Source organism: Paenibacillus sp. J22FR83 (assembly GCF_059691955.1).
This window is the reverse complement of record NZ_JCAUAM010000022.1, coordinates 31,259-49,476: the sequence shown is the minus strand read 5'-3', so window position 1 is coordinate 49,476 and position 18,218 is coordinate 31,259. Positions and strand designations below refer to the sequence as shown.

Annotated in this window: 19 protein-coding genes; 16 read left to right on the top strand and 3 right to left on the bottom strand. The window is 45.8% G+C overall.

Going from position 1 to position 18,218, the window contains the following annotated elements; translation table 11 throughout:
- Nucleotides 1–216: 216 nt before the first annotated feature.
- Both AC58PV_RS29980 and spoVB read right to left on the bottom strand, forming a co-directional pair.
- Nucleotides 217–492, bottom strand: a complete 276-nt coding sequence (locus AC58PV_RS29980; protein ID WP_497436506.1) for a hypothetical protein — start codon at nucleotides 490–492, stop codon at nucleotides 217–219.
- Nucleotides 493–758: 266 nt separating this feature from the next.
- Nucleotides 759–2,309: a stage V sporulation protein B gene (spoVB, locus tag AC58PV_RS29975; RefSeq protein WP_497436505.1), complete on the bottom strand. Its 1,551-nt coding sequence runs from the start codon at nucleotides 2,307–2,309 to the stop codon at nucleotides 759–761.
- 184 nt (nucleotides 2,310–2,493) lie between these two features.
- On the opposite strand from spoVB, the gene AC58PV_RS29970 reads away from it, so the two are divergent.
- The 9 genes from AC58PV_RS29970 (at nucleotide 2,494) to AC58PV_RS29930 (ending at nucleotide 8,328) form a co-directional block, all read left to right on the top strand.
- The gene (locus AC58PV_RS29970) at nucleotides 2,494–3,072 is read left to right on the top strand and encodes a TetR/AcrR family transcriptional regulator (RefSeq protein ID WP_497436504.1); all 579 of its coding nucleotides are present in this window, start codon (nucleotides 2,494–2,496) and stop codon (nucleotides 3,070–3,072) included.
- 21 nt (nucleotides 3,073–3,093) lie between these two features.
- Complete coding sequence (locus AC58PV_RS29965) at nucleotides 3,094–3,429, top strand: DMT family transporter (protein ID WP_497436502.1); 336 nt, start codon at nucleotides 3,094–3,096, stop codon at nucleotides 3,427–3,429.
- The gene (locus AC58PV_RS29960) at nucleotides 3,429–3,743 is read left to right on the top strand and encodes a DMT family transporter (RefSeq protein WP_497436501.1); all 315 of its coding nucleotides are present in this window, start codon (nucleotides 3,429–3,431) and stop codon (nucleotides 3,741–3,743) included. The genes AC58PV_RS29965 and AC58PV_RS29960 overlap by 1 nt, the downstream gene beginning before the upstream one ends.
- 237 nt (nucleotides 3,744–3,980) lie before the next feature.
- On the top strand, nucleotides 3,981–4,616 hold the full coding sequence (gene hxlA / locus AC58PV_RS29955) for a 3-hexulose-6-phosphate synthase (RefSeq protein WP_497436500.1): 636 nt from the start codon (nucleotides 3,981–3,983) through the stop codon (nucleotides 4,614–4,616).
- 4 nt (nucleotides 4,617–4,620) lie between these two features.
- Complete coding sequence (gene hxlB / locus AC58PV_RS29950) at nucleotides 4,621–5,181, top strand: 6-phospho-3-hexuloisomerase (RefSeq protein ID WP_497436498.1); 561 nt, start codon at nucleotides 4,621–4,623, stop codon at nucleotides 5,179–5,181.
- Nucleotides 5,182–5,249: 68 nt separating this feature from the next.
- The gene (locus tag AC58PV_RS29945; RefSeq protein ID WP_497436497.1) at nucleotides 5,250–5,639 is read left to right on the top strand and encodes a winged helix-turn-helix transcriptional regulator; all 390 of its coding nucleotides are present in this window, start codon (nucleotides 5,250–5,252) and stop codon (nucleotides 5,637–5,639) included.
- A 420-nt stretch (nucleotides 5,640–6,059) separates the two neighbouring features.
- A complete protein-coding gene (locus AC58PV_RS29940) occupies nucleotides 6,060–6,512 on the top strand; it encodes a MarR family winged helix-turn-helix transcriptional regulator (RefSeq protein ID WP_497436496.1) in 453 nt (150 codons plus the stop codon).
- 21 nt (nucleotides 6,513–6,533) lie between these two features.
- Nucleotides 6,534–7,055, top strand: coding sequence for a spermidine/spermine N(1)-acetyltransferase (paiA, locus tag AC58PV_RS29935; protein ID WP_497436495.1), 522 nt, complete (start codon nucleotides 6,534–6,536; stop codon nucleotides 7,053–7,055).
- A 34-nt stretch (nucleotides 7,056–7,089) separates the two neighbouring features.
- A complete protein-coding gene (locus AC58PV_RS29930) occupies nucleotides 7,090–8,328 on the top strand; it encodes an MFS transporter (protein ID WP_497436493.1) in 1,239 nt (412 codons plus the stop codon).
- A 120-nt stretch (nucleotides 8,329–8,448) separates the two neighbouring features.
- Here the strand turns inward: AC58PV_RS29930 and AC58PV_RS29925 are convergent, their stop codons facing one another.
- Nucleotides 8,449–9,342: a helix-turn-helix transcriptional regulator gene (locus AC58PV_RS29925; protein ID WP_497436492.1), complete on the bottom strand. Its 894-nt coding sequence runs from the start codon at nucleotides 9,340–9,342 to the stop codon at nucleotides 8,449–8,451.
- Nucleotides 9,343–9,525: 183 nt separating this feature from the next.
- Here AC58PV_RS29925 and AC58PV_RS29920 point away from each other — a divergent pair, with 183 nt between their 5' ends.
- From AC58PV_RS29920 to AC58PV_RS29890, 7 genes are all read left to right on the top strand, one after another.
- The gene (locus AC58PV_RS29920) at nucleotides 9,526–10,650 is read left to right on the top strand and encodes an amidohydrolase family protein (RefSeq protein ID WP_497436491.1); all 1,125 of its coding nucleotides are present in this window, start codon (nucleotides 9,526–9,528) and stop codon (nucleotides 10,648–10,650) included.
- Nucleotides 10,651–10,652: 2 nt separating this feature from the next.
- Nucleotides 10,653–11,024 carry a Rieske (2Fe-2S) protein gene (locus AC58PV_RS29915; RefSeq protein ID WP_497436489.1) on the top strand — a complete coding sequence of 124 codons (372 nt, stop codon included), beginning with the start codon at nucleotides 10,653–10,655 and terminating at the stop codon, nucleotides 11,022–11,024.
- 356 nt (nucleotides 11,025–11,380) lie between these two features.
- On the top strand, nucleotides 11,381–13,174 hold the full coding sequence (locus tag AC58PV_RS29910) for a sensor histidine kinase (protein ID WP_497436488.1): 1,794 nt from the start codon (nucleotides 11,381–11,383) through the stop codon (nucleotides 13,172–13,174).
- Complete coding sequence (locus AC58PV_RS29905) at nucleotides 13,152–14,732, top strand: response regulator transcription factor (protein ID WP_497436487.1); 1,581 nt, start codon at nucleotides 13,152–13,154, stop codon at nucleotides 14,730–14,732. Before AC58PV_RS29910 ends, AC58PV_RS29905 begins: the two co-directional genes overlap by 23 nt.
- Before the next feature lie 144 nt (nucleotides 14,733–14,876).
- A complete protein-coding gene (locus tag AC58PV_RS29900; protein WP_497436587.1) occupies nucleotides 14,877–15,737 on the top strand; it encodes an ABC transporter permease in 861 nt (286 codons plus the stop codon).
- On the top strand, nucleotides 15,731–16,591 hold the full coding sequence (locus tag AC58PV_RS29895) for a carbohydrate ABC transporter permease (protein WP_497436485.1): 861 nt from the start codon (nucleotides 15,731–15,733) through the stop codon (nucleotides 16,589–16,591). The genes AC58PV_RS29900 and AC58PV_RS29895 overlap by 7 nt, the downstream gene beginning before the upstream one ends.
- A 45-nt stretch (nucleotides 16,592–16,636) precedes the next feature.
- The gene (locus AC58PV_RS29890) at nucleotides 16,637–18,199 is read left to right on the top strand and encodes an extracellular solute-binding protein (protein ID WP_497436484.1); all 1,563 of its coding nucleotides are present in this window, start codon (nucleotides 16,637–16,639) and stop codon (nucleotides 18,197–18,199) included.
- Nucleotides 18,200–18,218: the final 19 nt, after the last annotated feature.

Sequence of the window (18,218 nt, the reverse complement as noted above, 5' to 3'; positions counted from 1 at the left end):
TATCCTTCTTGGAACAGTGATGTATTATGTTGTAGATATGGTCGCCTCGAGTACGATTATCGCAATGATAGGTTCTTTTATCGGAACGGAGGGAGTTAAAAGACTTCCACGGCCGATGAATAGAAGGATAATAACGGTTACTTAATTTATTCCGACTTAATTGTACAAAAAAGCATCGAGCCAAGGCTCGATGCTTTTTGTGCACCGTGGATGATCCTATTCTAAGACTACGGAACCCCAAGGAAGGACAGTATCCTTATCGACTGCAATAATGCCTACCCCTCCTGGGATGTATACGGCTACTGTATCTTCATCAACATTTAAGTAACGGCCAGGTACCAAGAATCCATTAACAAGTGTGTGAACAACACCATTCTCATATGTGTAGTATGACGCATCATCATCAGTCTCAGTTGCGGCGTTAATCACACTCGGAACCATTAAGCACGAAGCTGCAAGAAGCACTGCCAATTTTGTTTTAAGTAGTTTCATTTGTACCACTCTCCCAATCTGTATGATTTGTTTTAACTTTATACAACATATGTAAACCGCTTGGAAATATTTGAATCATCCGATGACGAATTAATTTTTGAAGTTAACGCAGTGTATAAAATAAACCTGCAAACCCCTTAATTTTGCAGGGGAGTTGCAGGCAAGTGCTCACGGATTCTGACAAGTCGCCGAAGTTTTGGTTTAATTGTGCCGTTCGCAAAGTCATAGCGTTATGCAAAGTTCTTATTTAGAAGTGGATGCCGTTTTCACCACGGGAACGAAAATCGATTGCGTGTATGTTTACTGTTCAACGTTCCCGTCAATACGAGCGTGGCGAAATAGAGAAACAAGGAGCCAACGATCGAGGTGACGACGCACCATACCGGTGACATCCCAGTGCTGATCAAATAGTGATAAGTCCAGTTTCCGCAAAGCATCATTAGGATCATGGAGATTGCAACTTTGACATAGGGACGTATACTCCAATAAAAGCCGATGGAGCTTGAGATGGAAAAGAAGTTCAGCAGTGTTTGGATCACAATGCCGATACCAATGCCGTACGCAACGCCAATAATGCCATATTGGCTGCCGAAGACGAAGATCGCGACGCTTTTGAATAAGGTGGCTACGACGTAATTCCACAGCGTAGCTTTCGCGCGGCCGAGCCCAAGTAGAATCGCATGAAGTGGAGCGTCGAAATAATGCAGGAAAAACATCGGCGCCAGAATTTGTAGTAGCACGCCTGCTTCCGGCGCATGATAGACGAGTGTCGTTAGGGGCGTCGCCCACACGTACAGGATAACGGTTGCTGGCGCACCGATTAGGAGTCCCAGGATCATCGCTTGATTCATCCGCTCATGAATGAGAAGACTATTCTTGTTCGCCGCAGCCTCGCCAATCGCAGGAATGAGCGCGGTGGACAAGGACTGCGTGATAAAGCTTGGCATGAACAGCAACGGAAAGGCATAGCCAGCCAACATCCCGAATTGCTTCGTCGCTAGTGCTGTGCCGATGCCGGCCAGCGCCAAGCTGGTCGTGATAAGCAACGGTTGGAAAGTGCTGTACAACGAATGAATGATTCCGTGCCCAGTCGTCGGCAGTCCGATCTGCAGCAACTCGCCGAGTGTGCTCCTTCCTTGTTTCAGGTGGCTTGCCCAGGTCTCGCCAGGCTTTTTCGATTCGCCGTAAATCTTGTAGCTTGCCGCAAGGAACAGCAGGCTGAACACCTCGCTGACCACAGAGGCAGCCATGGCTCCAGCCGCCGCATAAGCGATGCCATAAGGGAGCAAGAGGTGAACCAGCGCCAGCACGCAGGCGATTTGGACGGTATGCTCCAGCACATCGGAAGCGGCGATGGTTTTCATTTGCTGCATGCCGCGGAAATATCCCTTTAATACAGCAGAGACAGCGACGATCGGTGCGATCGGCGTAATGGCCAACATCGCGTAATAGGCGCGCTGGTCACTTAGGAGAATGGAGGCGATCCACTCCGATCCGAGTAACGATATGGTCGTGAGCGCTACGCTCAAGAAGCTCGTGACCGCGAGTGAGACATGCAGGATGCGCCTCACTTTCATCCGTTCGCCGCGAGCGTTGGCTTCTGCGACCAATTTACTGATGGCCACTGGGAGCCCTAGCTCCGTAATCGTAATGACGAGCGGAACGAGGGGATGAGCCATCATCAAGATGCCGATTCCCTCTGCGCCGAGTACGCGAGCGATATACATGCCGCTGATAAAACCGAGAATACGGTTGATGAAAGCAGCGACAGACAAGACGAACGTACCTTTCATGAACGATTGCCCGTGTTGTGACATGACGTGTGTCCTCCTGATCATCGAATACTTACATATGTATTCAATAATTGGAAAAGCATGCGAACAAGCCGATGATCTCTTTTTCGACTCCTATGATTCTTTCATGATATTACGACAATCGCAGGTTGCCCTGCGGAAGATTACGTGCTATTATTACCTGACGAACGTTCGGAAGGGTGACGACATGACCGCAACACGAATCAAAGAAGTAGCGCTAACACATTTTGCTAAGAATGGCTATGAAGGTGCATCACTTGCTGATATTGCTACGGATGTAGGGATCAAAAAACAGTCCATTTACACACACTTCAAAGGAAAAGATGAACTATTTCTTGCGTTATTTGATGAGGTGCTATCCAAAGAATTGCTCTTCGTTCAAACGTATCTTGATACCAATAAGCATCTATCCATCGATGAACTTCTGTATAGTTTTCTAATCCAGTATCAAGATCGCTATGAACAAGATGATAACACCAAATTTTTCTTGCGCGTGGCCTTTTTTCCGCCGTCCCATCTCTATGATGAGATCGTTAAGCAAGGTTATGAGTATCTAGATACGATTGAAACCATGATAATGCCACTATTCGATCAAGCCTCGGACAATGGAGCGATTAGCTCTGAAGTGAGCAGCGATAAGGCCACAGGTGCTTTCTCGGCAGTCTTGGATGGCATGTTTGTGGAATTGCTATTCGGAGGTTCTACCCGGTCGATGAAAAGGATCGAATCATCCTGGTTCATCTTTTGGCGCGGAATTAAAAAGTAAATCAGCAGGAGGCTTGTACACATGAATCGGTATTGGATTTATATTTTCGTTGGTGTCATTTTTGAAGTGATATGGGTGACAGGTTTAAAACATTCGGATACGACATGGACGTGGATCGCTACGGTCATTGCCATATATATTTCATTTCATCTCGTTATCAGTGCGTCTACCAAACTGCCGGTAGGAACAGTATATGCCGTCTTTACAGGTATGGGGACAGCGGGAACCGTTATCGTGGAAATGCTATTTTTCGGAGAACCCCTCCAGTTTCTTAAAGTATTCCTCATTCTTCTTCTATTATCCGGTGTTTTTGGATTGAAATTCGTGACAAATGGTGAGAAAGGGGCTGCGAACTAATGGGTTGGTTTTTTCTCATATTTGCTGGGATGTTTGAAGTTGTCGGTGTCGTCGGGATGAATCAAATCAATAAAGCAAAGAATATTCGCAGCTTTGCTATATTTATCGTAGGGATTGTGCTGAGTTTTACATTTCTAAGCCAAGCGATGAGAAGCTTGCCGATGGGCACCGCTTATGCGGTCTGGACAGGGATTGGGACGGTGGGAGGTGCAATCGTCGGGATGTTGTTTTATGGGGAATCGAAGAATTGGAAAAGAATTGTGTTCATTGCGATGGTGTTAAGTGCTGCCGTGGGATTGAAATTAATAGCGTAAAAAGAAGGGAAATCTACTCATTTTTAGTAGATTTCCCTTCTTTTTATCGCTCTAATCCTACAGCAGCACGATATGAAAAAATGTAACCAAAAGCGTGAAAAAGCAGGCATTTCACTAGCGTCCAGTTACTTTCAAGTAACTACGCACATTGAAGTGCCTACTTTTCGGATGCGCAGCATGGCCCTACAATGGGGCTATGGCATTCACCAGAATAGCAAATAGAAGGAGAGATTCACGATGGAACTGCAACTGGCTTTAGATTTAGTGGATATTCAAGGAGCGAAAGAGATTGTTAATGAAGTGGCGGCTTATGTTGATGTCGTTGAAATTGGTACACCGGTAATTATTAATGAGGGTTTACGCGCTGTCAAAGAATTGAAAGCCGCGTATCCTCATGTGAAAGTACTGGCAGATTTGAAAATTATGGACGCAGGCGGTTATGAAGTTATGAAGGCATCTGAGGCGGGAGCGGACATCATTACGGTGCTTGGCGTATCAGACGATACGACGATCAGCGGCGCTGTGGCTGAAGCAAGAAAGCAGGGAACTCAGATTATGGTCGATATGATCAATGTCCTTGATATGGCCAAACGGGCTCAAGAAATTGATGCACTAGGCGTTGACTATATTTGCGTTCATTCCGGTTACGATCACCAAGCTGATGGCAAAAATTCGTTAGAAGACTTAGCTACTATCAAGCAAGTGGTGAAACAGGCTAAAACGGCTATCGCCGGAGGAATTAAGCTGAATACGCTGCCCGAGGTATTGGAAGCAAGACCTGACCTGGTCATTGTTGGGGGAGGTATTACGGGACAAGAGAATCGACAAGCAGCGGCTGCTGAGATGAAGCGCTTGGTTCAAGCGGCAGGGTGAGTTCATGATGCCTCATACAACGGCAGGAACATCACACGTAGCAGCCGAGCTGTATCACGCATGTCAGCAAATCAATGAGGGTGAAGTTGCCGAGCTTGCCGAGCGCATTAGTAAGGCCAATCGGGTTTATGTAGCGGGAGCGGGAAGATCAGGACTCATGGGACGTGCTTTTGCCATGCGACTGATGCAGCTGGGTATTCCCGTCTATGTTGTTGGAGAAACCGTGACACCGGCGATAAAAGCCGGCGATCTCCTCGTTATCGGCTCAGGTTCTGGCGAGACGCCTCTGCTTGTTGCCTTCGCCCAAAAAGCCGCGGCGCTTCAAGTGGAGGTCGCCTTGATTACGCTATCTGCTCACTCGACGATTGGACGAATTGCGGATTATACGGTTAAGCTGACTGGCGCTCGCAAAGATCAACAAGATGCAGGAGTCTCCTTGCAACCCATGGGGAGTCTATATGAGCAAACCTTGCTGTTATTCTATGATATTGTGATCTTAAGCCTTATGAGTAAGCTAGAGATGGATACGAGCAGCATGTATGCCAATCATGCAAATTTAGAATAATGTCATGAGGTAGAAGGCTTCTTCCTAACTACTGTATAATGAGTATGTAGAGAGGAGGCCGCAACAGAATGGCACTAGAAGTCAAAGAACGAATTAACTTGCAAGATATTAATTGTGAGAAAGAACTAACACTTGCTGTTATCGGAGGAAAGTGGAAGTTAATTATAATGTGGCATCTGGGATTGGAAGGGACGAAGCGTTTCGGAGAATTAAAGCGGCTCATCCCAGGCATTACTCAGAAAATGTTAACGAATCAACTTCGCGAACTGGAGGAGGATCTTCTTATATGCCGAGAAGTGTATGCGGAGAGTCCTCCTAAAGTGGAATATTCCCTGACTGTGTATGGGCAAAGCCTGATGCCGTTACTCCAGATGATGTATGATTGGGGCAAAAGTTATAGAGAGAACGTTATTCAAACAACGATTCCCTCAGAAGGTAAAGAGAAGTCAGTAAAATGACTTCTTTTTTTGTTTCTTGGAGATACATTTGAACTACTACGGGGAATGGTCGGGGTTATAAGGATTGCATGTGGCAAAAATGCAAAAGAGCATCCTTTTTCAGCAGAATTCATTCCAACGTGTCTCATAAGTGCAAAAAGGCATCTTCTGAGGCCGGAAATGCCTAAGTAGAGCTGAGAACGCAGAAATTGATGCCTTTTCGCATCAATTTCACCTAAAAGCAAGAATTTGATAGAAAATAGTTGCACTTTTGCATTTCTCAGCGGGTTGAGGGTTGCTGAAGGTTGCATTCGTTATACCGGTAATAAATTTGTCGGAATGGCGCATTCACTATTAACGACATTTTGTTGCAAATGCAATATAATTAGGGTGGTATGGACCTACCCATTATATTGAACTTATAACAAAAGGAGCATAATAATGAAGGAAATCCTTCGGGAGATTGGCATGATCGCTAGGGCCTTAGATTCAATAAGCAATATTGAATTTAAAGAGTATGACCTGACAAAAGGACAATTCTTGTACCTGGTACGTATATGTGAAAGCCCAGGAATCATTCAAGAAAAGTTGGCTGAGATGATCAAGGTCGATCGTACAACAGCAGCTCGCGCCATTCAAAAACTCGAAATGAATGGGTTCATTGTCAAGCGAGACGACACCCTGAACAAAAAGATTAAAAAACTCTTTCCAACTGAGAAAGGGGAAAATGTGTATCCTTTTATAAAAAGTGAACATGACTATTCGAATAGCGTTGCGCTAGACGGGTTCTCAGAGGGCGAAGTAGAAACCATTTACGCTCTTCTTCAAAGGATAAGAAAAAACGTTGTGAAAGATTGGGAGTACGTAAAAAAGGGAAATAAGAGGGATTATTGATTTTAAAAAAGGAGCGACATCATGGAGACCATACATATACAAAAGTGTAGTCTTGACGATTTACGTAAGCTTCAAGAAATAAGTGTTGAAACATTTATGGAGACATTTAGAGATCAGAATACACCCGAAAGTCTGCATGCTTATCTGGAAAAGGCATTTAATTTCATAAAGCTGGAAAAGGAAATATCGAATCCCTTATCGCAATTCTTTTTCATTTATATGAACGATGAAGTTGCTGGATATTTGAAGGTCAACACCAACGATGCGCAATCTGAAGCAATGGGTGACGACTCTCTTGAGATCGAACGGATCTATATAAAGGGCAAATTTCAAGGGCATGGACTTGGCAAAGGTCTGCTGAACAAAGCGATAGAGACTGCAATGGCATGTGATATGAAGAAAGTTTGGTTAGGCGTCTGGGAAGAGAATGAGAAGGCGATTGCTTTTTATAAGAAAATGGGGTTTATTCAAACAGGATCGCACTCTTTCTATATGGGAGAGGAAGAACAAATTGACTTTGTAATGACCAAATTACTCAATTAGAATGACAAGATAACAAGTTAGGAGTTCACAAAAAATGAAAAAAAGTGTTGGCAAGTTCAATAAAATTTATGCCATGCAGTTGGCAACTATTTTTATTGGATTTGTGATCTTCGGGTTCTCGGAAAATATTAAAGGACCGGCAATACCGCGTATTCAATTCGATTTTATGTTAGATGAATCCCAGCTCGGCACTTTATTATCCTTGAATGCGCTGGGTTATTTGATTGCCTGTTCCTTTACAGCGTATTTAACTAAAAAATGGGGAATCAAATGGGTTACTGTTGCCGCGTTTGCCTCTATGGCCGCATCCGGCATCCTTATCTATTTCTCCCATCACTACACATTGTTCTCAGCATCGTATTTCTTGATGTATATCGGCAATGGGATGTTGGAGATTGGCCTGGCGATTCTAAGCGCTCGAATTTTCGTGAAAAACACGGGCATGATGATGAATATGACGCATGGCTTCTACGGCTTAAGTTCAACTGTCGCACCACTGATTGCAACGGGGCTCATGACGGTGACGATTGCCGGCCACACACTGGATTGGCGCGGGATGTACCTGGTGATGCTGCTCTTATCTGTGATCCCAATTATCATCACGCTGTTCAGTACGTTCCCGGGAGATGATATCTCACACGAAGATCGTATTCCATTGAAAGCCTTGTTGAAAGACCGCGTGCTATGGTTAATGGTGCTAGTGCTTACGTTTGGTGTTGTATCTGAATTGGCTGTAGGTGGTTGGCTCGTAAACTTCCTAGAGAAGGCTTATAACTGGGATACCGTAAGTGCTTCTGGCATGTTGTCGATCTTTTTCTTATGTTTCGCATTGGCCAGGCTATTGCTTGGACCACTAACAGACCGGATAGGGTTTGTCCTATCCCTCATTATATCCTCCGGGTTCTCGGCCTTATGTACCTTAGCCGCCATACTTGGTGGTGAGAGCGTCGCGTTCTTGTTTGCTGCATCTGGTATAGGCATTGCGATGATTTATCCGACAGTGATGGCTTTTATCGCCAAGCGATATCCGAAGGGGAGCGATACGGTTATCACGTTCACGGTAACGTTGATGGGAATAGGCAGTGTAATAGGCAATTATCTCATCGGCGGAATCACGGGGCTCGTCAAATACGTGGTGGGCGAAGATTCGCCTACAAGCTTGCTTCGTGGACTTCAAGCTGGCTACGGCTTTATTGGCCTGTGTGCAGCCTTATGTGCAATAACCGGTCTTATTTTATACGTACATTTGTATAGAAGGAAAGAAGTCATCTAATTCATAGAAACGAAATGCTAATTTTTAAGCTTGCAGACTAACGACAAGAAAGTACCTACTTAGAAACCTTGTTAAATCAAGGTTTTTTTCTTTTGTATGGAGTTTCTTGTCGTTTTCTTGTTACGTTTTAGTCGGGGACGTTTCAGATTGACTACCAGACTTGGCTGCATTGTCACGGCATTTACTCGGAGATGCTGCGTAATGTTTGCTGAACGCCCGGCTGAATGAATATAAATCGGGATAACCGAGTGTCATTGCGATTTCCGAGACCGAATGCCGTGTTTGCTGCAGAAGTTGAAGTGCTCTCTCCATGCGGAGTTTTTGCAAATAATAGATAGGCGTCATTCCGGTCTGCTCGGCGAATATTTTTGAGAAATAAGCCCGGTGAACGGAGATATACGCAGCGACATCTTGCACGTTAATATTTTCGGTGTAATGCATATTCATGTACTCTATGCTTCGAGGAATCCAACCAGCAGGTCCTGAATCTGACTCGTCGGTGCTTTTTTGCGGGATCATAAGTCCAAATATACGGTAGATAGCCCCAATCAATTCAACTTGTCTCCGACTACTATTATCTTCCTGTTGACTGAACAGATGGACTAGAGATGTTTCGAGCTCTTTGCCGATTACACCAAGAGCATAAGGGGCAGATGGATGGAAGCCTGCTTTCTCGAGCAGCATCGGCGTTTGTCCGCCATCGATGGAAACCCAAATCATTTCCAATGGTTGTTCGAACGGAACAATGAGATGGTGGTATACGACACCAGGATATGCGCAAAAAACATCACCCTTGGCTAGCTCGATATGCTGATCTCCGTAGAGATGACGAATCTTTCCGTTTATAACAAAGTGTAATGCGTAATAATCAATCATTCTCTGCGGGAAGCGATGTTCTGGGCCTGCTTTGATGCGGCCCATCCGGACTGGCCATAGGCCCCCGTTCAAGGCCAACTCGTCTACAACATAATTGCGTGATTCTTCATATTTGTCAGAATGCTGCCGCTTGCCCATGCATTCGTCTGCACCTCCGGATATTTGATTGTTAACAGTAGAAAGAAGTATAGCATCGATACTTACAAAATGACAAATCGTAATTGCGAAATACCATTCTCGGATGGTAAGTCAGGTTTTATGATAGAGATGTAAAACATGCACTTGCATTTCGTGCCTAAACATAGATGGGGAGATGATAACATGAGTTTCATAGAAGCAACGGATAAGAAGGCAAAGGGACGCAAAGGCGTTGGAGTCATTGATTGCGATATCCATCATACTTTTCAGGACATCAAGCAGTTGTTCCCTTATTTGCCGCGACAATACAAGGAGCGCATTGAATTGTGGGGATCGAATTTTGGTGGGGGCCCAGGTACGATGAACGGAGGCAACATCGGAAAAAGAGCCGATTCTTTCCCACCGGGCGGCGGTCCTGCCGGTTCAGATCTTGATTTCATGATCAAGCAGCTTTTGGATCCTTATGACATCCGTTACGGAATTTTGACAGGTGAATTTATAGCGTGCACGAACACTGCCGATACGTATTATTCGGCTGCATTGTGTTCCGCTTTCAACGATTATACGATTGAGCATTGGCTTAATAAGGAGCCTCGGTTCAGAGGCTCGATCTACTTGCCGATTCACGATGTAGCTGCATCGGTCCGGGAGATCGAACGGCTCGGCTCCCATCCTGGGATGGTTCAGGCGTATGTTCCGTCGGGTTCGCATCATCCTTACGGAAATAAAATGTATCATCCCATCTATGAGGCTTGTTTGAAGCATGGCATCAATTTCACCATGCATGTAGGAGCTATCGGCGATGGGATGAACGCACCCACCACAAATGTCGGCTATCCATCTTACTATATTGAATACCGCGCTGCCCGTACGCAAGCTTATATGGCCCATATGGCGAGCTTTATCTTCGAAGGCGTATTTGAAATATTTCCGGAGCTGCAGGTGGCTTTTATTGAAGGCGGCGTCTTCTGGGTCGCTCCTTACTTATGGCGTCTAGATCAGGATTGGAAAGCGCTGCGTGACCAGACACCCTGGGTGAAGAAAAAGCCTAGTGAATATTTTCTTACCAACATGTACATCGGCTCCCAGCCAATTGAGGAAGCGCCGAACCGTCAAGCATTCGATACGTTGTTTGAGGCTATGAACGCCAAGGACAAGCTGCTCTTCTGCAGCGATTACCCGCATTGGGATTTCGACTCGCCGAAGCTCGTTTTCCCGAAAATGGACAAAGAAACAACCAATAATGTGTTTTACTATAACGCTGCCAAATACTATGGCTTGCCTATGCCGGACAAAACGGAGGAATAACGATGGCGCACCATTATTTAGGAACAGTTGATGAATTCACGGACGGCGAACCCAAAATTGTTGATGTACAAGGGAGGAGCGTAGGAATCTATAACTTATCCGGACAGCTGCATGCCATTCTTAATTATTGTCCTCATCAGGGGGCCAGTCTATGTAAGGGGCCGGTTACTTCATGGGTCACATCGCCGCTACCGGGGCAATTTGTTTACGAACAAGAAGGGGAGATCGTTCGTTGTCCCTGGCACCATTGGGAATTTGATATTAAAACCGGCGGTCTTGTTGTAGACAATAAAGTCCGTACAAAAACCTATGAGGTTGTAGTAGTAAAGTTTGATTTGTCAGTAGAGCAAGGGAAAGTATACATCGAGATGTAGCAGTGCCAATGAAACTTCATACTGCGAACGGGAAGAAAATTTGCATCCTACGCTCGAATTAGTTATTTTGGACTTCATTCAACCAAGTGATCCCTTACAAAATGACAATTGTAAGAGCATTCAATGGAAGCATACTGGATCATTACAAGAGGAGTTTGAATATACGACGAATTATAAAAGAAGACCCACTGTTAGTTTCAGTGGGTCTTCTTTCATTTACGTTTCAATCCACCAGATCACGTTAAATATGTTCCATCCGCTAGACAAAACTGTTCCTGTTCATGCGAAATAAAGTGCTGTAACATTACCTTTATGATAGGCGAATTATGTCACTTTTTGGGGAGTGTGTGTTGGAAATGAGGGGACTTCTTCGCAAGCTGCTGCCGCAAAAAATAAAATTCCGATTGTTCTTCAGCTTTGTGCTCGTGATTCTGATTCCATTGTTTATTTTGCAACTCTATTATTACCGACAGACAGAAGACTTGATCGTTAACAAAATCAGCGAGCAGTTTGGCGCGCAACTTAATATTATGAAAACGGACTATAACGACACGGTGAAAGCGATGTTTCTACACCTAGTCCAATTGGAAAAAGAACCTGCCGTTATGGAAGCGCTGCAAGCGGGCAACAACGTTCCGCCTGAAGATAACGCTAGACAGATTCGCGAAGTACTCGAAAAAATGCGTAACCGTAATCTATCGCAAAGCCGTTTTTTGTATATGTCAGTGGCAGACGTGACTGGCAATCAATACGATTCCTTCGATGTGCCGCAAGGGGAAAGGCTGTTTAATTGGAACGCCGAGGCTATTGGCGAGTTGGAAAACTCGAAAGAAAGCTATCGCTGGATATCCGCAGACCGAAACGATTTACCCGTGGGACTTAGTGGAAGTGCCCATATGCTGACGCTGACGGGTTCACTCAAGGATCAGGGCAAGCTAATGGGTGTCGTGCGGATCCGATTCGATTATGAGGCATGGATGAAAGGAATTTCCAAGGATTTTCCAGTGCAACAAAACTATTATTTGGCTGATGAAGCGGGAAACTTGCTCTCTCAGACGGAGAAAATGAGCGGGATGAGCTCGGAAGTCATCCGTAAGTTGCTGCAGAACCCTGATCAGGAACTCCTGTCTTATATTGATGAACGTTATTCTATGTTATATAACTCGATAACGTTAACTCCGCAGAAATGGCAGATCATCGGTGAATTTCCGCTTCGCTTTTATTTCGGCGACTTGAAGTTACTGGAAAGGCGCATGGTCATCACCTTTTTGCTGCTGACTGTGGCGTTTATTGGCTTGACCCTATTTGTCTCATCCACGATCACAAGGCCGCTTCATCAGCTCAAGAAAAAAATGGAGAACATGGTGAAAATGAGGCTGAAAACGTCTTTACCGGAGACCAATTACCGTGGTGAAATACTTGCGCTCGCGCAATCTTTCAATCAAATGGTCACAGATACGAATGGACTGGTACATCAGTTGAAACAGGAGGAACGACAGAAGGAAGCCGTAAGGTTCCAAATGCTGCTAGCCCAGATGAAGCCGCATTTCCTGCTGAACACATTGAATACGTTGAAATGGCATGCAATCGATCGGGAAGATAACGTTACATCGGAAATATGTATACAACTAGGGAAGCTGCTAGAAACGAGTCTTAATGCGGAAGTGGAGCTGATCCATCTGAGGGAAGAAATCGAACTGATTAACGCGTATTTGTACATTCAAAACGTTAGGTTCGACCATCTATTCGACTTCCGTTACGAGTACGAAGAGAAGCTCCAGTATGTGCTTGTTCCAAAGCTCAGCTTGCAGCCTCTTGTAGAGAATGCAATCGTACACGGATTCGCGAGTATGAATCGCGGGGGTTTAATTGTCGTTCGCATCTATGAACAGCATGACTCCGTCGTGGTGGAGGTGCAGGATAATGGACAAGGCTTGCAGGAAGCGGAGCGCGTAAGGCAGAAGCGAATGCGCAAAGGTATCGGATTAACCAACGTGAAGGAACGGCTGGAGCTTCTGTTCAAAAAGAATGCAGATCTGCAGTTGATGGAGCTGGAGGACGGAGCATTGGTACGGTTGCGATTTCCTTTGCTGATGTCGGTTCCATATAGCAAAGGAGGGGATCTTCATGTGGAAACTGATCATCGTTGAGGATGAGCCATTAGTGAGAAGAACGATCGTCGGCAGAATTAATTGGCAGGAGCATGGCTTCGAGCTTGTAGGTGAAGCGGGTAACGGACAGGAAGCTCTTGAGCTGATTAAGTCATACAACCCTGATCTCATTATAACGGATATCGTTATGCCTCTGATGGATGGAATTGAGCTGCTTAAGGAGGTCCGCACAGGAGGATGGGACTGCCGTTTTCTGATGTTGACCTGCATGAATGATTTCGAATATGCGAGGCAAGCGCTCGATTATGGGGCTTCCGGGTATTTGCTCAAACTTTCCATGGATGTGAAATCGTTGGAGACGGCGCTGTATAAAATCAAGCGGGAGCTGGAAAGCCGAGCGGAAGTTCGCGAGCTGCAAGCGAAACAGAGCTTATACCGGTATCGCGACTTGTATCGCTCGCTGTGGGATCATTATTACCTTAGGGAGAGCAGCCATCCGGGCTTGGATGAGATGGAGATGCTGCCTGTATTCTCTTCGCAGAATGTCTTTTTGTGTGTGTTCTTGCACGATAACGTGGAATATTGCATGGAGCAAGCACAACGAATAGGCTTCCTAGACACGAACGCGATGAAGGGAGCATCCGATTCCGAATGGTCATCATTTACGCAGGACGGTATTACGACCGTCTTTGGTTGGAGTGACCGTACATTGGCTTGGAAAGCGCCTGTATTTGCCGAATCCGGCACTATGTGCACGGCAGTTTATGCCAAACCGTTCTCGGCCTCTGAGCTTGGCGAGGTCTGGTTCAAGGCGCTGCTCATGCTGGACAGATGCTGGCATGACGGACGGATAGGCCTCGTAAGCGTTGATGCTGGCTTTGGGCAACCGTTGGCCGAAACTGCCGTATTCGAACATAAGGTTTCTTCCTTAACTAGCCACCCCTTCTCCGCTTTATCTTGGTCTCACGAGAGGGAGTTACTGCTCCTCTTCGAACAGAGCAAAGTGGAAGCTTGTAAGACAATCCTTGATTTGCTGTGGAACGAAATGAAGGAGCTGACGTTACCGGTTACGTTCGTTAAAGAAACGACGGTAAGGTTGGATCGCCTTTTTGCGCGGATCGTCAATCATCCTGGACTGCCTTCTGCAGAATTGACGGGAGCTGCTTCTTCCCAGCGGCTGAAAGAGCTGTTTTGGCAGCGAATCGAACGGTATTTGCAGGGGAAGGCGGCGTCCGAGAAAGAACTGACCGACCATGAAGAGATAAACAAAATTATTCGGTTTATTCGGCAAAATTACGATGAGAATATTACGCTCAAATCGATGGCACGGTATGTGGCGATGGAGGAGCATTATGTCAGTCGATTGTTTAAGTCGAAGGTAGGGGAAAATCTGATTAACTACGTACAGCACTATCGCATCGAAAAGGCAAAGGTATTCTTGGCCGAGTCCAATTTATCCGTCAGCGATGTTGGCTGCAGCGTTGGATTCAGCAATGACAATTATTTCATCAAAATATTCAAGCGTGTGACTGGAATAACGCCTAGCGTGTATCGAAAACGAATAGAGTCACAAGATGAACCCAAGCATACAAGTTAAATCCGTTCTATGATGTAGGCAATTCCGTTCCTTATTCGCGCCTCCGGTTCCTGTTACGATAAGTTCATAACGTGAGGAGAGGAGGTTTGCCGATTGGAACATGCTTATTGGAGAAGGGTATGGAGTTTTAGGGCATTTTACCTAATGCTGTTGCCGGGAGTTGTCTATTACATCATTTACAAATATGTTCCAATTTACGGCTTGATCATTGCTTTCAAGGATTACGACATTCTGGAAGGTATTGTTAAGAGTCCTTGGGCTGACCCGTGGTACAAACATTTTCAAGAGTTTTATGAATCCCCCTATTTTTCGCAGTTGCTTGGCAATACGGTTCTAATCAGTTTATATAAGATCATCTTCGGGATGATTCCGCCAATCGCACTCGCGATTTTACTGAATGAATGCCGGTATAAATGGTTGAAAAGCATCGTCCAAACGCTCAGCTACATGCCGCATTTTTTATCATGGGTCATCATTTATGGGATTCTGGTCGTCTTGTTATCCGAAAATTCCGGCATCGTGAACCGTTGGATCATGGAGGCAGGTGGCGAGTCGATTCCATTCCTCAGTTCAACCGATTGGTTTAGGAGCGTGCTGGTCGGTTCGGACATTTGGCAGAACATGGGCTGGGGGGCCATAATTTACTTGGCTGCAATGGCGGGAATTGATCCGACACTCTATGAAGCAGCTCGTGTCGACGGGGCGAGTCGAATGAGAATGATTTGGCATATTACCCTGCCGGGTATCCGTAACGTTATTGTGCTGCTGCTCATTTTGCGTCTAGGACAGATGCTCGATGCGGGGTTCGATCAAATTTACATTATGTATAACGTGCATGTTTATCCAGTAGCTGACATCTTGGATACTTGGGTGTTCCGGACTGGTTTGGAACAATGGAACTTTAGCTTGGCTTCCGCCGTTGGATTGTTCAAATCGCTTATCGGCCTAGTGCTTGTCCTTGGTTCGAATAAGCTGGCGAGAAGATGGGGGGAGAGCATATGGTAAGAATGCCGGGGGAAAGAGTGTTTAATGGCATCGCCTACACATTGCTTGTCCTAGTCGGACTGGCAGCCATCTTGCCGCTCTTATACGTCGTTTCCGTATCGCTGACCCCCTATGGGGAAGTTCTAAAGAACGGAGGTTACGTGCTTATACCGAAGCATTTGACCTTAAGCGCTTACAGTAAACTGCTAGAGACGTCGAACATTTTCCGTTCCTTGCAGGTAACGGTTCTAATCACTGTAGTCGGCACGCTAATTAACCTTGTGCTGACCACACTCATGGCCTATCCCTTAAGCCGGAAAAACATGCCTTGGCGCAGCTTTTTTCTCGGGATGGTCGTTCTTACCATGCTGTTCGGCGGCGGGATCATTCCGACTTACTTGGTCGTGAAGGCAACGGGCCTGATCGATTCGATCTGGTCGATGATCCTTCCGAGTGCCATATGGAGCTTTAATGTGTTAATTATGAAAAGCTTTTTCGAAAACTTGCCGGAGGAGCTGCTCGAATCAGCGCGTATCGACGGTGCTAAGGAATTTCGTATTCTGAGGCAAATCGTCGTCCCGCTGTCGAAGCCATCCTTGATCACGATCGGGCTGTTTTATGCAGTCGGTCATTGGAACCAGTTTTTCTCGGCAATCATGTATGTGACAGACCGTAGATTGTACCCACTTCAAGTGGTTGTCCGAGAAATTTTGATGATGACGCAGCAGCCGCTGGAAAGCGCTGAGAACATGGTTCCGACGGTGACGATGCAAATGAGCGCGGTGGTGCTTGCGAGCTTGCCTATCATTATCGTGTATCCATTTTTGCAGAAACATTTTACGAAAGGCATGCTGCTTGGTTCTATTAAAGGTTGAATTAGATTTGTCCAATACAAAGACGATGAAAGAAGGGGTTCTTGCATGAAAAAATCTTGGAAACGGGTAACGGCAGTTTCGGCTGTATTGGCGCTAGGAGGCAGCTTGCTAGCGGGGTGCGCTACAGGAGACACAGACAAAAAACAATCTTCCGCTAGTCCAGCGACATCAAATCAAGGCGAGAGTGCCAAACCTGCTGCTCCCGTAACGTTGAACATCTCGTTGACAGGTACGGGGTTGCCTTTGCCGGAGGCGGATGTGCTTAAGAAGGAGCTGGACGCTAAGCTTGGTACGAATCTGATGCTGACCGCGATTCAGACGAATGAGGATTACAACAATCAGCTGCGGGTCCGCATGTCGGGCGGCAATTCCCCTGACCTGTTCCAAGTGTCAAACATCGATATGAAGGAATACGCAGACAAAGGGTTGTTGCTCGATTTAACGCCATACCTTGACAAGGAGCTGAAGCCTGCCAAAACGTTCATCACTTCACTGGGCAGCGATCTCCTGAAGAAATCGACGGTTAACGGTAAAATTTACGCAATACCGCGTAATGGCGACTTGCCTTTTAACTCATTCTGGATACGGAAAGATTGGTTGGATAAGCTGCAACTGAAGATGCCGACGACGATCGACGAGCTATTGGAGGTGGCCAAAGCATTTACGGAGAGGGATCCAGACGGAAACTCGAAGAAAGACACCTATGGACTGACGGGGCTTGAGTTCAATGCATTCGCTCCAGTGCTAGGTGCGTTCGGTATTAGCGACATGTTCAGCTCTGGTGTCTTCTACGGAAAAGACGGCAAATTAATGAACGCTTTCAATGATCACGCAATGCCGCAGGCACTTGCTTTCATTCAAAAGATGATCGATGCGAACGTGGTCGATCCTGAGTTTATGACGAACAAAGGAAGCAGTGTGCAGCAAAAAGCGTTTCAAGGAAAAGCTGGTATTGTCAACATGGCTTGGACCGAGATTGCTAAGGACGAAATGGTCAATCAATACAAAACGGTTAATCCAAACGCTGAATGGGTTCAGCTTCCTGCCCCGAAAGGACCAGCGGGACAATTCGATGGTGCGTTCGATTTCGACAAACCTTCCCGACTGATGGCTATTCCCAAGTCACTCGAGAAAGACCCGGTTAAATTGAATAAAGCGTTCGAATTTATCAATTATGTCTCTTCGCAGGAAGGCAACACGCTGGTCATGTATGGCGTCCAAGGCAAGCATTATAACCTGAAAGAAGGCAAAGTTGCGATGACGGAACTGCTAGCTAAGGAAGGAAACCACTTCTATATGTATCAGCTAACTGGTCGTCCGAACGATCAATATTTAAGCGCGAAGTTCCCTAATCAGAAAGCGATTATTGAATTTGCGGCAAAAGCGCAGCGAATTCGGCTGTTTGACAGCTCTGTTGTGCCTCCCGCTGGGTTCAATAAAGCGGACGCGGATCGCTATGCAGCGGAAGAGTTGGTCAAATTCGTGTATGGCAAACGTCCGATCTCGGAATACAGCGATTTTCTGAAAACGTTGGAGGGCACATTCAAGTATAAGCTGTACACGGACGCCGCAGAGAAGCAAATCAAGGAGCAGGGCTTAATTAAATAACCTGCAGAGGAGTGGAGAA

Coding starts and splice junctions, on each gene's coding strand:
- hxlB (WP_497436498.1), top strand. CDS start 4,621: ATGATGCCTCATACAACGGCAGGAACATCACACGTAGCAGCCGAGCTG.
- AC58PV_RS29915 (WP_497436489.1), top strand. CDS start 10,653: ATGGCGCACCATTATTTAGGAACAGTTGATGAATTCACGGACGGCGAA.
- AC58PV_RS29965 (WP_497436502.1), top strand. CDS start 3,094: ATGAATCGGTATTGGATTTATATTTTCGTTGGTGTCATTTTTGAAGTG.
- AC58PV_RS29895 (WP_497436485.1), top strand. CDS start 15,731: ATGGTAAGAATGCCGGGGGAAAGAGTGTTTAATGGCATCGCCTACACA.
- paiA (WP_497436495.1), top strand. CDS start 6,534: ATGGAGACCATACATATACAAAAGTGTAGTCTTGACGATTTACGTAAG.
- AC58PV_RS29925 (WP_497436492.1), bottom strand. CDS start 9,342: ATGGGCAAGCGGCAGCATTCTGACAAATATGAAGAATCACGCAATTAT.
- AC58PV_RS29905 (WP_497436487.1), top strand. CDS start 13,152: ATGTGGAAACTGATCATCGTTGAGGATGAGCCATTAGTGAGAAGAACG.
- AC58PV_RS29960 (WP_497436501.1), top strand. CDS start 3,429: ATGGGTTGGTTTTTTCTCATATTTGCTGGGATGTTTGAAGTTGTCGGT.
- AC58PV_RS29920 (WP_497436491.1), top strand. CDS start 9,526: ATGAGTTTCATAGAAGCAACGGATAAGAAGGCAAAGGGACGCAAAGGC.
- AC58PV_RS29970 (WP_497436504.1), top strand. CDS start 2,494: ATGACCGCAACACGAATCAAAGAAGTAGCGCTAACACATTTTGCTAAG.
- AC58PV_RS29900 (WP_497436587.1), top strand. CDS start 14,877: ATGCTGTTGCCGGGAGTTGTCTATTACATCATTTACAAATATGTTCCA.
- hxlA (WP_497436500.1), top strand. CDS start 3,981: ATGGAACTGCAACTGGCTTTAGATTTAGTGGATATTCAAGGAGCGAAA.
- AC58PV_RS29940 (WP_497436496.1), top strand. CDS start 6,060: ATGAAGGAAATCCTTCGGGAGATTGGCATGATCGCTAGGGCCTTAGAT.
- AC58PV_RS29930 (WP_497436493.1), top strand. CDS start 7,090: ATGAAAAAAAGTGTTGGCAAGTTCAATAAAATTTATGCCATGCAGTTG.
- AC58PV_RS29945 (WP_497436497.1), top strand. CDS start 5,250: ATGGCACTAGAAGTCAAAGAACGAATTAACTTGCAAGATATTAATTGT.
- AC58PV_RS29890 (WP_497436484.1), top strand. CDS start 16,637: ATGAAAAAATCTTGGAAACGGGTAACGGCAGTTTCGGCTGTATTGGCG.
- AC58PV_RS29910 (WP_497436488.1), top strand. CDS start 11,381: ATGAGGGGACTTCTTCGCAAGCTGCTGCCGCAAAAAATAAAATTCCGA.
- spoVB (WP_497436505.1), bottom strand. CDS start 2,309: ATGTCACAACACGGGCAATCGTTCATGAAAGGTACGTTCGTCTTGTCT.
- AC58PV_RS29980 (WP_497436506.1), bottom strand. CDS start 492: ATGAAACTACTTAAAACAAAATTGGCAGTGCTTCTTGCAGCTTCGTGC.